At 58.8% G+C, this 13,787-nt stretch carries 11 protein-coding genes; 7 read left to right on the forward strand and 4 right to left on the reverse strand.

All coding sequences use genetic code 11. The features are described from left to right. Window positions 1–38 precede the first annotated feature (38 nt). The gene (locus tag SB822_RS27105; protein WP_007741935.1) at window positions 39–443 is read right to left on the reverse strand and encodes a cupin domain-containing protein; all 405 of its coding nucleotides are present in this window, start codon (window positions 441–443) and stop codon (window positions 39–41) included. 862 nt (window positions 444–1,305) lie between these two features. On the opposite strand from SB822_RS27105, the gene hpnI reads away from it, so the two are divergent. Together hpnI and SB822_RS27115 are read left to right on the forward strand one after the other, a co-directional pair. Next, window positions 1,306–2,541 carry a bacteriohopanetetrol glucosamine biosynthesis glycosyltransferase HpnI gene (gene hpnI, locus SB822_RS27110; RefSeq protein ID WP_007590246.1) on the forward strand — a complete coding sequence of 412 codons (1,236 nt, stop codon included), beginning with the start codon at window positions 1,306–1,308 and terminating at the stop codon, window positions 2,539–2,541. Between the two features lie 379 nt (window positions 2,542–2,920). Then, complete coding sequence (locus tag SB822_RS27115; RefSeq protein WP_410856067.1) at window positions 2,921–3,913, forward strand: lysylphosphatidylglycerol synthase domain-containing protein; 993 nt, start codon at window positions 2,921–2,923, stop codon at window positions 3,911–3,913. A 421-nt stretch (window positions 3,914–4,334) separates the two neighbouring features. Here SB822_RS27115 and hpnJ read toward each other — a convergent pair whose 3' ends face one another. Then, entirely contained in the window at window positions 4,335–5,756 is a 1,422-nt protein-coding gene (gene hpnJ / locus SB822_RS27120; RefSeq protein ID WP_007741938.1) for a hopanoid biosynthesis associated radical SAM protein HpnJ, read from the reverse strand. Between the two features lie 820 nt (window positions 5,757–6,576). Between hpnJ and SB822_RS27125 the strand changes: the two genes are divergently transcribed. The 5 genes from SB822_RS27125 to SB822_RS27145 all read left to right on the forward strand — a co-directional run bounded on the left by SB822_RS27125 (window position 6,577) and on the right by SB822_RS27145 (window position 11,281). Beyond that, a complete protein-coding gene (locus SB822_RS27125; RefSeq protein WP_410856068.1) occupies window positions 6,577–6,918 on the forward strand; it encodes a hypothetical protein in 342 nt (113 codons plus the stop codon). A gap of 407 nt (window positions 6,919–7,325) precedes the next feature. Next, window positions 7,326–7,820, forward strand: coding sequence for a hypothetical protein (locus SB822_RS27130; RefSeq protein WP_410856069.1), 495 nt, complete (start codon window positions 7,326–7,328; stop codon window positions 7,818–7,820). A gap of 390 nt (window positions 7,821–8,210) precedes the next feature. After that, entirely contained in the window at window positions 8,211–8,390 is a 180-nt protein-coding gene (locus SB822_RS27135; protein WP_410856070.1) for a hypothetical protein, read from the forward strand. 261 nt (window positions 8,391–8,651) lie between these two features. After that, window positions 8,652–10,844 (forward strand): penicillin-binding protein 1A, encoded by a 2,193-nt coding sequence (locus tag SB822_RS27140; protein ID WP_410856071.1) that lies wholly within the window; start codon window positions 8,652–8,654, stop codon window positions 10,842–10,844. Between the two features lie 161 nt (window positions 10,845–11,005). Beyond that, a complete protein-coding gene (locus tag SB822_RS27145; protein ID WP_410856072.1) occupies window positions 11,006–11,281 on the forward strand; it encodes a hypothetical protein in 276 nt (91 codons plus the stop codon). A gap of 368 nt (window positions 11,282–11,649) precedes the next feature. Here SB822_RS27145 and SB822_RS27150 read toward each other — a convergent pair whose 3' ends face one another. Then, entirely contained in the window at window positions 11,650–11,946 is a 297-nt protein-coding gene (locus SB822_RS27150; protein ID WP_094298161.1) for a hypothetical protein, read from the reverse strand. Window positions 11,947–13,567: 1,621 nt separating this feature from the next. Next, window positions 13,568–13,786 (reverse strand): hypothetical protein, encoded by a 219-nt coding sequence (locus tag SB822_RS27155; RefSeq protein ID WP_007741957.1) that lies wholly within the window; start codon window positions 13,784–13,786, stop codon window positions 13,568–13,570. Between the last annotated feature and the right edge of the window lies 1 nt (window position 13,787).

Here is a 13,787-nt window from a genome sequence, read left to right on the forward strand (position 1 = left end):
CGATGCCCGCGCATGATGAGCTGGATGGGCTCATTCCTTCAGGAAGTTTTCAGATGGGTCACGAAAGGCCGGATTTTCGCGTCGTCCGGATTCACATACACGACATCGGTCGGCACACGACGAGGAGCGTCGACGGTAAAGAAGACCGCTGGCGAGTCGAGTATTTCAGTGATCGCGTGTATGGTGTTCCGCTCAAAGGTCACCAGCTGGCCCGCAGCGAGGATGCGAGGTGCCTCGTCCTCGATCGAGAAGGCAACCTTCCCGGTCAGAAGGTAGAGATGTTCTTCGCACGTCTCGTGGTAGTGGCGAGGAATCGGGTAATAAACACGAAAGAGTCGTGAGCTAGCAGAAGGCTCATCGGTCAGGTAGACGTCGACGATCGTGCTATCGGCCTCGTCCGGAAATTGGTCGATGATCTTGTCTATGTCAAAGAAATTAAACAACTCATACTCCAGTTTGTGGGGGATGCTTGCCGGGTCCGCCGTGACTGAATACAGCGTGCCATACGACAACGGACCGGTGGAACCACCTCATTGCGCAAATGAGATTTGCACAATGGGGCATGCTCCAAAGCGAACTACTTCGCTATCGCCCGCATCGCTATCAACGCCGGGCTGCGAACGCACGCAATGATTGACGACTTGCATGGGAGTATCGATTAACCGCGTCACGCCCAACACTACTTAGCCCCCGCCAATCAACCACCATAGCCACCCAGGCCTCCAACCGCATGGGACCGCTCCGCGGTTTCCTCCCTCGAGGCTTATTCGACGCCTGCTCACAGGCGCCGCAGCACGCTCACACCAGTTTTAATGAGGGCAGGCATCGAATAGCTTTTAACGTCGCAGGACGGTCCCTTGACATGATGCATGCCGAATGGGAGTCGCCGAGCGATATACCCGTAGTCAGACGAAACGCAGAGAAACGGGGCCGGGCACCGAAGCACGATCTGCTTTTGGAGACCTTTCAATTTCACTCTAATTGCGTACGAGAACGCGCCCATCTCCACGCTACGTAAGCATCGGAAATATTGTGGGTGTCGGCCTTAATGTTCCCTTCAGATAAGCCCGTTACGATCGCTGTCGAGGCGCAAAAAACGAGTTCTCGCGTTACCACCCTGACAGGAGAACACTGACACGCATCAGACACACACCCGTCACCTCGGCAGCATCGCGATGAATGTGTTTCCGCCGCCGTGCTGAGCGGTAGGTGATGAAGCCGCACTTTCGCATCTCGGGCGTGCCGTGCGGCTTGGTTACTGCCGACGGTCGACCGATCCATTGATTCTCACACTGGACACCGCCAATGGCGACGAGTGCCTTGTTTTCGACTGCAACCTTGCTGCCTGTCGGAATGGCACTACATGCGCTTGCATATTTTTGCGGTGCCTGCGCGTCATTCGGAATCGCCTACACCGTCACGGCCATTGCGCTGGTGGGTTCGTTTTTTGCGCGAAACACTATCAAGGCACCCAGCTATCCGCCTGTGACGGTGATCAAGCCTCTACGTGGTATGGAAACAGCGTTGCTACCTAATCTGGTGAGCTTCTGCGAACAGGTTTATCCGGGGGCGGTGCAATACCTCTTTGGAGTTCATGATCCGGATGACCCCGCATTGGAGGTAGTCGAGGAACTTCGGCGTCTGCACCCGGGCGCACATATCACGGTTGTCGCCGATAGCAAGTTGCACGGTTCGAACCGGAAAGTGAGCAACCTGCTTAACATGCTTCCTTCAGCGGTTCATGAGTTCTTCGTTTTTGCAGACAGTGACGTGTCGGTGGGGCGAGATTACCTTCGCAGAATAATGGACGAACTGCAGGCGGAGCGCGTGGGTCTTGTGACATGCGCATACGTCGGCGTACCCGATCCAGGCTTTTGGCCGAGGTTTTCAGCGAGAGCCATCGACTATCAGTTCTTGCCCGGTGTCGCGATGGGTCTCGCGCTTGGCCTGGCCAAGCCGTGTTTCGGGCAGACAATCGCGCTGCGTCGTAAAACTCTGGATGAGATTGGCGGGCTTCGTCAGTTTTCCAATTTTCTTGCGGAAGATCACGCCATTGGGTGTGCTGTGCGCGCGACAGGACAAAAGGTGGTCATCCCGGGATTCGTGATCGGACATGCGTGCACGGAATCCACGGCTTCTCGTCTTATCGAACATGAGTTGCGCTGGAGTAGGACAATCCGGCGGATCGATCCACTCGGCCACTTCGGTTCGGCGCTGAGCTATCCCGTCGCACTGTCGGTATTCGCGCTATTGCTCGCGGGGGCGTCGATGTGGTCAGTGTGGTTGCTTATCGCTGCCTTGTGCGCGAGAGTGTTATTGCAGATCCGCATCGATACCACGCTGAGGCGGCCGGTTCGCGATTTTTGGCTCTTGCCATTGTGGGATCTCATTGCTTTCGCCATACTTTGCGCAAGCTTTCTGTCGTCACGAGTTGTATGGCGAGGCGTGAGTTTCAATGTTGACCGCCGTGGGTTGCTGAAAATCACACCCGCCAATCGATCCGCCAAAGAATCAACCCTATCTCGTGATCCATCTCGATGATCAGGCATATCAGCAGACACAGCGTTTTCGGGAATGATTTTCGCGCTAGTCATCCTTTGGGGCAGTCACCCGGAAGAAGTGCCCCTCCTGTTGCGGGACGTAGGCTCGGGATTGCTTCTCGCGGGGTTCGCCCACATTCTGCCAATGGCTGGCCAACGCGCGCGACTGGCAAACACTGATACGTGGTGCAAACCGCCCAACGTTGCTGTCGATGTTGAAACTGGTCTGAATACGCGAGTCGGTGAACTGAATGCTGCGGGTTGCCCGTATCGGCGGCAAACACGTTTCATTCCAGATTCTGCGGTGTTCTGGAGTGAGCTTTACGGCAGATATGCGAAGCCGCAGTGACGCGGGCGCATGAAACAGAGAGCACCCGCAGATGAAACACCTTGGAAGTGTTGCCGCCTTATGCGGTCTCTCGTTCGCGCTATGGCTCGTGTGGCACGATCATCCTGCCGCCGTGCTGCAACTGCTGAAAGGCGCGGGCATGGGCCTCGTGCTGGCAGCCTTGCTGCATATCCTGCCGATGTGCGCGAATGCATGGGACTGGCGCACCCTGATCCGCGTCCGTGAGCGGCCGTCATTCCCGGCAATGCTCAGGCTCGTGTGGATCCGCGAGTCAATCAATGGTCTTTTACCCGTCGCGCGCATCGGCGGGGAAATCGTTTCGTTCCGGCTGCTCGGGCGCGCCGCTATGCGCCCGGCAACCGCGGCGGCGAGCCTCGTCGTCGACATGCAGCTCACGCTGATCAGCCAGCTCCTCTTTGCTTTGGTCGCCGCGGGCTATGTGCTCGAGCATTCGTCTTCCGATGTGGCGCGCTTCGCAGGCCGCCTCGCCTGGGCCATTGCGGCGCTCGCCCCGGCGCTGGTGCTGTTCGCGCTCGTCCATCACGCACGGCCGTTCGAGCGTGCGGCACGAACCCTCAACCGGATCACGAGCGGCAAGGTGGTCGACCTGGTGGGCAGGTCCGCACGCATCGATCAATCTATCAAGCTGATCTGGCGGCAGACCGGGACTGTCGTGCGCTATCTGCTCATCTGGCAGACGCTGCAATGCGCGGGGTATGCGCTGGAGATCTGGTTCGCGTTGCACGTGCTCGGGGCGGACGCGACCTTCGCACAGGCGTTCGTGATCGAGGCCCTGATTCAGCTCGTCAGCAGCGCCGCCTTCCTGGTTCCGGGGGGGCTCGGCGTGCAGGAGGGCGGCTTCGTGCTGATCGGCGGCCTGCTCGGATTCGACGCGCCGACGTGCCTCGCGCTCGCAGGAGCCCGGCGCGTGCGCGATCTGCTGTTCTATGTGCCGGGCCTGCTTGCATGGCAGGTGGCCGAATATGCCTTGCCGTCGACACGCCGTGTTGAAGGCGCGGACTGAGGACGGGGCCTATGCTTGAGCCGGACGACGCGGCGAATGCACGAATTCGCGTACGATTTGAGTCAATGCAGGCACATAACCGGCTCCGTTCACGATGTAGTCAAGGGATGTCCGAATGCATTGCGCGAATATTTCTGCAGGCGTACGTGTGCATTCCGGCCGCTAGTTGACAGTTATATTGTCCGCATCGGAAACAGTGGGCGGCGCCAATCGACGAGGCCGCACCAACGCGACGCGTGTCCCGCATAGCGAGCTTCGATTCGTAATTCAACGTGAAGTCGCAACGGGCACCAGCGCGGACGCACGTCGCTCCGTCAGGCCCCGCGTTTTCGCGTAGGCGACCCGCTGGCGTCAGGCTCGGAGGGGCGCGCTGCGCTGAAGTCGAGGCACGTAGAACCGCCGCGGGTCGGGGCCTGAGGCCTCATGCCTTACGCGTCCTCAGAAATCTGAAGAACTCCACGCCTTCCTGAAGACGCCGTTTCATCATTTCCCAACTCACCAGCATCTCGCGGACGATTTCCCAGATCTTCGATGGCCGGAAATAAAAGTGCTTGTAGAACTCCTCCACGCCAAGATAGATCTCCTCGCGCGACAGGTGCGGATAGCCGATCGTTGCCGCCTGGGTGCCCGCGTCATTGATCAGGGTGATGACCTTGGTGTCTTTAAGCCATCCATTCTCGACTGCCTGCTTGTGAAGGACTGTGCCCGGGTAGGGCGCAGCGAGTGACACCTGGATCGTGTGGGGGTTGATCTCTTTCGCATACTGGATCGTCTTTTTGATCGTTTCGTGCGTCTCACCGGGGAGACCAAGAATGAACGTACCGTGGATCTTGATGCCAAGCTTGCGGCAATCGTCACTGAACTGGCGTGCCATATCGGTCCGCAGGCCCTTTTTGACATTCACGAGGATCTGGTCGTCGCCGGATTCGTAGCCGACGAGCAGGAGCCGCAAGCCGTTCTCTTTCATCACCTTCAGGGTTGAATAACGTACATTCGCTTTGGCATTGCACGACCACGTTACTCCAAGCTTGCCAAGACCGCGGGCGATCTCTTCGGCTCTCGCTGCGAGGTCGGTAAAGGTATCGTCATCGAACATGATCTCCTTGATTTCGGGCATGTTGTCCCTGATCCATTTCACTTCTTCAAGGACGTTCTCGACCGAACGCGTGCGGTAACGATGGCCCCCGACCGTATGCGGCCAGAGACAAAAGGTGCACCTGGATTTGCAGCCTCGCCCCGTGTAGAGCGAAACGTACGGATGCTTGAGATAGCCGCTGAAGTAATTTCTGGTCGTCAGGTCGCGCTTATAGACGGGCGCGACGAACGGAAGCTGGTCCATGTCTTCAAGAATCGGCCGGGCTTCGTTGTGCTTGATTGTGCCGTCGGGCAGACGATAGCTGAGTCCGAGAATGGACTCGAACGGAAGCCCCTGCGCGATGTCTCGACATGTGAAGTCGAATTCTTCACGGCACACGAAGTCAAGTGCATCGCTTGCCGTAAGTGAGCCGTGAGGATCAACGGCTACCTTCGCACCGACCATTCCGATGAGGATTGTGGACTTGCGCCGTTTTAGATGTTCCGCGAATTGCACATCACTCGGGAACGACGGAGAACTCGTGTGAATGATAACCAGTTCGTATTGCAAAGCAATGTCAAGTGTCGTTTCCAGCGACAGGCCGTCTGCGGGAGCATCCACGAGGCGGCTATCCTCGACCAGCGCAGCGGGCTGGGCGAGCCACGTTGGATACCAGAATGATCGAATTTCGCGCTTCGTCTGGAACCGTGAGCCCGCTCCACCATCGAAGCCGTCATATGAAGGTGCCTGCAGAAACAACGTTTTCATAGATACTCTCAAAGAGAATTCTCTGCTTGAGCGAGATCAGTCACTCGCAGGGACGCGCCGGGCATCGGTGATATTCGAAATTTGATGATTTACCCAGGCGGATGCTGCTGCCACTGGGTAACGGTGGACGCTCAAGAATACTACGACTTGCCGGCTCGACATCGCCAAGCCCGGGTTTTCCCCGGGTCGAGTGTTACAGCGAACCTACTTTGTCAGCCAGCGATCATAGAGATGTCAAGCAGATGTCAGGTTCACCGCAACAGATGCCGGTTGTTCTGATCGAACGGCAAGTCGTCAAGCCCCGAGGGTCATGATCACAGGCCGATATCCTAGCGAAGTCCAATTGTGAGCGCCGCTTTCAAAAAGCTTTGCGCCATTCGCCAGCGCCTCACAGCGCAATGCATGGCCGGGATCGATGATGACGCGAAGCTCGTGGACCGTCCACGCCGTTGAGAATATCGTTGCACAGCGGGCGATGCGCCGCGTCGCCGATCTTTGCCAATATTTCGGTGGTAATGCGGGCGATTCATTCGACGTCGAGCTCGCCAACAGCGGTACGAGCGCGTTCACACACAAGGGTAACTGCGCCCGCCCGCTGTTCTCTGTCGCGAGGGAAACGAGGTATGCATGTGCGTGAGTGTTTTGCATTTGCAGAACGACTATGTTCGCAGGGCATGCGACATCTTTCTCGACATAAATACGGCACGCACGGCAGCGAATAGCAATCGGGCCGCAGTAGAATCAGGTGCGAAGCCGGTGGCATTAAGGACGCGAATCCGCATGTTCACCGCGCTTGATGCTCCAAAGCGGGAGGCGACGTATGACGCAAGATCGACATAACACCGACAGTGTGCCTGTCGGAAACGGTCAGCAGATCAGCCCCGTCGAATTTTTGCTCATGGCAGGTTTTCTAGCATACCGGGCGCCCTTGGCGGCGGCCGCTGCCCAGGCTGCGGCCCGATGTGTTCTGCATGCCGTACTCGGGGCGGCGGCGGCTCGCGGATTCGCTTATTCGGACATTCTCGAAGCGATGATGGCGAACGGGGAAAAGTCTGCGCACATGTGGACGCTTGCGGAGCAGGCCACCGCTGCCGTCGGCGATACGACCGCTTACCTGCGAGTGATTCGCAGAGCCGGCGTAACGATCGAGGGGGACCTTTGAGAGCAGTCATCGACAAGCGTCCGCGCATCATCTCCGTGACGCTGGTCTGCCAGTCGACTTCTGTCTGAACCACAATCTGCACCCGGCACCTGCATGGCGGCCCGCCCGCTCGGCACGTCGCCTGGGCCGACCACGTGCGCCGCGCGTCGCGGTGAGAATCTGCACGATGGCAACGCGGGTCGTGCCGGTAAGCATCCGTTAAGTTTTGCGCGTCTAGCATGAACCTCGTTTCGATCGTCGAATGGGCCAGACGGAGCTGCGCGGCACAGCCCGGTCGAATGGCGACCTCCCCGCCGCTGTGACGGAGGAACTCGATGAAGAACTTTGCTGTGTCACTGCTCGCAGCATGCCGCGCCGTCGTTCGTACCGGTGTGTCATATGGCAAGGCGCGATCCCAGGTCGTCAAGATGGCGCAGCCGTCTGCAGATGCGAAGAAGAATCAGCTTGGGGATATTCTGGATAACCAGGTGTTTGTTACGTACCGGTCGCCACTAGAGTTTTCGTTGAAAGTCCCCGAAGGATGGGCGCGCCGGGAGACGTTGCAGTCCGTCGAGTTCGCGAACAGGTACAGCCGGATCTCGGTAACTGTCGCTTCGCGGACGCGCCCATTGACGCTCGAAGACGTGAAGTCCCATGAGGTGCGCGAACTGCAGCGGTCCGGAAACTATGTGCACGTGTCACATGTCAAGGTCGTGCGGCTGCCATCGGGCAACGCCTTCGTTGTTAGGTATGCGTCGGGTTCGGCACGCAACCCGGTTGCCAACGAGGCCATCCGCCGGGAGAATGCGCGCTACCTTTTCTCAAAGGACGGCAAGCTCGCGACACTGACGCTTTCCGCGCCGTCGGGCAGCGATAATGCCGATCAGTGGCAACTGATGGCGCAAAGCTTCGGTTGGTACTGACGTGGTAGTCCCTGCCACATACGACCTGTATCGCTTCTTTAGAGTTCCGAGAGGTCGAGCGCGATAGTGGCGCGGAACGAAGTGCCGACGGGACTACGCACGGCGTGGACGTTAGTTCAGTTTCGGCCGTAGGGCCGAAAAATCGCGCGGTCGTGTAAAAGGCTTCCGGGATCGTTGGATCTGCTGCTGCAGGCCAACTTGCTGTACTAGCGCGACCACCCAAGCTGTCACATCTTCTTCCGTCCAATGAGATCGAGTCGACCGTGATCAATCTGTTTACTCATTCGCCATAAAAAATAAATGTCGAGGCCAGATTCAAATGTCCGCTGTCCAGCCAAGTTCAGATGTCCGCTTTTGCGGGGTTAGAAATCTCTATCCATTCTTGCAACGATGGTAGTTGCCGGCTACGCGTTGCGCCAGCTGACGGGGATACTGTCGGGCGACGACGTGATGTTCTTCTGGGAGAACAGGGTCATGGAGCACAAGCTGGAAACGCTGGGCACCCATGGTCTGGCAGATCGATGCGCGGCCGGCGCAACGGACCTGAATTGTGTTGCATCGACCGGTTGAATCCGCCAGTAAGCGGTCACCTGCCGCGAGCGGATCATGATCGAGTGCAAATGGCCGCTGCGCCAACGCCCCGACCTTACGCAGACGGCCAGAGCAAAACGGGGGCCGCAGCAGCGAACGTCGTCCACTCGAAACAAATGTAATCGTCTGTTAATGGCGCGGGCGGCAGCCCTGTTTTGACGGCAGAAGCGTCCTTGCGGTTTGGTACGATCCCGCCTTTTCCGCCTGCGCGTCGTCACCGTGAATCGCCGATATTTGTCCTTGTTTCATCAACATTGCACAAGGTGGCTCGCCCGCATCGAACCACTGGCCGCTACCAGCAGAACGAAAGCCAGACTCGTCTTCATTGCGGCGCTGCGAGGCCTGAGTCATCCGACGCGACGCGGTATCGCGCTGGCACTCTGCGCGGTGCCAGCGCTGTTCCTGCTGTACGTGCTCGCGCTTGTGCCTTTCACACCAGGCATCGGCGACATCCGCAAAGTCCGTGTCGACCGGCCAGCGTTGATCGTGTCCGCCGACGGCAAACTGCTCGCGGACTTCAAGCCGGTCAATCGCGAATGGGTGTCGCTCAAGCAGATTTCGCCGTACATGGTGGATGCCTTGATCGCGACGGAAGACCGTCGCTTCTACGAGCATCACGGCATCGACTGGAAGCGCACCGCGTCGGCCGCACTGCATACGTTCTCTGGTGACCGGCAAGGCGGCTCGACGATCACGCAGCAGCTCGCGCGCAACCTGTATCCCGACGAAATCGGCCGCGCGCCGACCCTCACGCGCAAGCTCAAGGAAGCCATCACGGCGTTCAAGATCGAAGCCGTCGACAGCAAGGACCAGATCCTCGAGACGTACCTGAACACGGTGCCGTTCCTGTATAACGCATACGGCGTGGAAATGGCCGCGCGCACCTATTTCAGCAAATCGGCTGCTCAGCTCGACATCCTTGAAAGCGCGACGCTCGTCGGCATGCTGAAGGCCAACAGCACCTACAACCCGGTGCTCAATCCCGAGCGTGCATTGCAGCGGCGCAATACGGTGCTCGGGCAGATGAACAGGTACGGGAAGCTCAAGCCCGGCGAGTATGAATGGTTGAAGCGTCGACCGCTCAACGTCGATTTCGCGCTCCAGACCGCGTCGCCGGGCCCCGCACCGCATTTTGCGGCGCAATTGCGCAAGTGGCTGATCGGATGGGCCGATCGCAACGGCTACAACATCTATGCCGACGGGCTCGTCGTGCGTACGACCATCGATTCCCGTCTGCAGGCCATGGCGACGCAGGCGATGAACTGGCAGACGAACCAGTTGCAATGGATCGCGAACGACGCATGGAACGAACGCACGGGCTGCTGGCCGGGCAACGACCTGTTCCAGACCTTCATCCGGCAGACACCCGACTACCGCGCGGCGCGCGACGCGGGTCAATCGGATCAGGCCGCGCTCAGGAAGCTCGCCACGGACCCCACGTTCGTCCGTGCGCTGTGCCGGAGCAAAGCGCAGATCCAGGCGGGCTTTGTCGCCATCGATCCACGCAACGGAGATATCAAGGCATGGGTCGGCAGTCGCGATTTCGGCGACGAGCCGTTCGATCATGTGCAGCAGGCGCGGCGCCAGCCGGGCTCGACGTTCAAGCCGTTCGTCTACGGCGCGGCCTTTGCGGACGGCGCGCGGCCGAGCGATACGATCGTCGACCGGAGCGTCGCCATTCCCCTAAGCGGAGATGCGATCTGGCGGCCGACCGACGCGGAACCGCCCACTGGCGGACCAATGACACTGCGCGACGCACTCGCGTATTCGCGCAACCGCGTCACCGCTCAGCTTATGCAAAAGGAAGGCCCCGAGAAGGTCGTGCGGCTCGCGCGCGCGATGGGTGTGCGCGAAAGTCCGCTCGAAGCGGTGCCGTCGCTCGCGCTGGGCACGAGCCCGGTCACGCTGAAGGAAATGGTCTCGGCGTATTGCACGATCGCAGATCGCGGCGCCTATATCGAACCGCGCATGGTCACGCGCATCGAAGATCACAACGGCAAGGTGCTCGCAGAATTCCCGAGCGCATCTCCAGAAGCGGCGCTACCGGCCAGCGCAGCGCAAACGCTCGTCGACGTGATGCGCGACGTCGTCAACCGGGGCACCGGCTCGGACATCCGAACACGCTTCGGGATTCGCGCCGACGTAGCCGGCAAGACGGGCACGACGCAGGGCAACACCGATAGCTGGTTCATCCTGATGCATCCGCAACTGGTCGCTGGCGCGTGGGTTGGTTTCGACGATGCACGTGTGACGCTCGGCAACGACTATTGGGGTGAGGGGGCCCACAGCGCGTTGCCGATGGTGGGCGCATTTTACGACATGGCGCTGCGCGCGCGAGTCATCGATCCCCGTGCTCAGCTTGGCCCCGAAACGCGCCCCCCTCGCGCGGTCCGCGCGCGACATCACCGCCACTTCCTGTTCTGGCCATTCTAGTGTCGTTGAATAATGCTCTTCTGTGCTGCTTTGCACGCTATCAGTAGAGCAAACCGTGATAAGCGGACATGACAACGCTGCTCACTGCGTGAGATTGAACAATGACGGCTACGTGTGAGGTGGCCGACCAGCAACGTGTTGCTGCTCTTTCGGGGGACAAGATGAAACATCTCTTCATTGCCGCGGCGCTAGCGGATATTGGAATGGGGGCGTCAGGACTTGCGAATGCTGTCGACGTTGGCGTTGGCATCAATATTGGCGTACCGCCGCCCGTCGTGGTCGCGCCGGCACCGGTGGTCGTAGTGTCGCCCGGATGGCACGGGGGCCGGTACTGGGACGGACACCGCTATTTGGACCGCGACGAATGGGAGGAGCATCGCCACCATCACGGGCACGATCACTGTCCGCCGGGCCACGCGAAAAAAGGCGAATGCTGACAAACCAGCACCGCGAGCCGCCGCCGGGAGGAATGACGCAAGTCCAGTCAGCGGCCGGTTCTTGAATGCCCGCGCATGAAAGCGTGTGGTTCGAATGTCCGCTATGTGGCGTCTCGAGTGGGCGCTCGGCGTCGACCAGGAAATTCGACATGGGGCGGGACCGGCCAACTAGGTTCGTTCCTCCGCACGCTCAGATGGCCATTCAAGCGTCGGCTCCGCACCAGGCACCGGACCTTCGTGGTTGGGATCATGTCGACAACATGTCGGCCTTTATGGGAATTTATCTCGTGTTGCTGATCTCACCGTCTACGCTTTTGTGCGACGCACGTCCATGCCACCACCTGGCACGTGCGTCGTAAGTCTAAGAACTAAGACTTGTTCAAATGAGCAATGACTGCACCCTCCGTCACTTCCGGCGCCGCCGCTCCAATACTCCCCGCATTCTTCGTGATCCATTCCTTCGCTCTTTGCACGCTCTCATCGATACCTGCCTTGTCTTGACAAACGGTCACGGAGAATCCGCCATCCCCGCTGCGTACGAGCGTGTACGTTACCAAGCCTTTGACACCACCCATCCATTCTTCGACCTCAGCGTTATGCTTCTCGAGCAAATCAAACAATTCTTTCGCGCCCTTTCCGGAATATCGTCTTAAAACAGTTTGCATGATTGCGACCTCCAATTCCGCAAGATAAGGCGCCACTATCAGCAGGGCGCCCGACAACTGACCACAGTGCACACCCTCTCATCATTGCTCAGTAGAGACCACGAGCACGGCAGGACCGATCGTCGCCGCAACAACGAAGTGTAGTAACCATGCTGTCTATGTAAAGCAATTGTCAAACTCTAATGCTCTTATCGAAACCTTGGCTTAGGTAAGCTGATACTCCAACCTTTCGGAGCAGGTCGAGCATCCTGGTCGAGCGGGGCGTGCTACCGCAAAGCGGAAGCTAGACGTGCAAGAGAATCCACTGGCGGCCATCGCACACAATTTGGCGGCAGCTGCGTCTCGAAAGCTGCAGTTTGGCAAATAGAACGGCGGAGCTCAGAGGGCGCAACCGACCCTTATGGGCACAATGCCGCCGCCTGTGCAGTTTAAGTATTTTCGAACGGTGGCTTCCAGGGAAGACGGCCGAACGCGTACAGTCGGCCATCTACCGACGTTGGCTCACGCTTTCACGCGGACGTTCGAACGTCGGCTCCGCCCATACAACGGCCCCAATAGCCGGCCTGAGTTAAGCGAAAAGAGGCACCCCGCAAACTTGATGCGTTCATCAGAATCAGGGACGGTCAGGACGCGGTCCGGCGTTGCGGCGCCGGCGGCGCCCGTGGCGCCCGCCCCGTGCGCCTGACCGCAACGGCAATCTCTAGCCCCGCCGAGAAGTCGTCACTTCAGGTGATATGCTCGGATCCGTCAAGTCCTGTGAGGCCAGCAGTTGATCCGCGTATCTGGCCCGCTGCTTGAAGTAGTTCAGAAAGTGCAACGGCGACTGCAGCGTCTCCGTCATGGCATCGAATCGTGAATGAGTCCAAAGACGCATAGCCAAATCCAACAACCGTTTGTTGATGTATTAGCTCCCAGACTTCTTTCAAATCGGGTTGCGTGGACTCATTCAGTGCATACGCGTTGCGACTCATAGAATCCCGAAAACGCGCAAAAGCCGCCGCAACGCTTAGTTTGGGCGTACCCGCTTCGGCATCTTGGCAGTGGTTGCCGAACGGAAGAATCAAGTTTTCCCCAGCATCCACACTCTTCCAAGGGCGTCCCTGGTGGAAGACTGCCTGTGTTAGCTCCGTCGTTCGGTGACGCCGCGATGCTGCTCGCTTTACCGTTTAAAACTTTGTAAACCTCGTCCTTATCCATCTCGCAACTTTTTGCAATCTCCGCGATCGTTTTCTCTTCAGCCATGTTTTTAATTCGAGTGTCACTGCATGTCGCGCCAGCCGAGGCTGAGTAAATCAATGCGGCGACGAGTAGGCCGTGTGCCTTGGCAAATCGAGACAAGAAGCGCAGTGACATCAGAGTCTCAAGGCATGAGAGAAACCGGCGCCAGGGCAATGAATCTGCCAGGCTGCGGACCGCACAGCTTGTAAGTGAGCACGTCATGTGAGCGCGTGGAATTGCTGCTGCCGCTTTCTAACCGCGTCAGGTAAATAAAGGGTAGGTTGTGCGAATTCGATTTACAAGCTGGAGACGTTGCCTAGGCTCTGAGCATCTGTCTGGTTGGACCAAGGTCCAACACGCTTTCGTTCGCGCTCAACGCCGTCATTTCCCATATGGAGCACATTCAAGGGTAACTTGGACCAGTGCGACAAAGAACCAACGGCCTCGCTGGCATCGGCACCAGCGCGGCCATGGTAGCGATCAGGCTGGTCGCCAGTTGTACGAAGCCGGCTGATTCATCGCTAAGGTGGTGTTCCGGCAGCACGGCGCGCAAATATGCGCCAAGCACTGCGCTGCCGAATACGCACACAAACACAACCAAGGCGACGAGGAAATGGTCCACC

Origin of the sequence: Paraburkholderia sp. SIMBA_054, from assembly GCF_046534875.1 — a bacterium.
Classification (GTDB): domain Bacteria; phylum Pseudomonadota; class Gammaproteobacteria; order Burkholderiales; family Burkholderiaceae; genus Paraburkholderia; species Paraburkholderia hospita.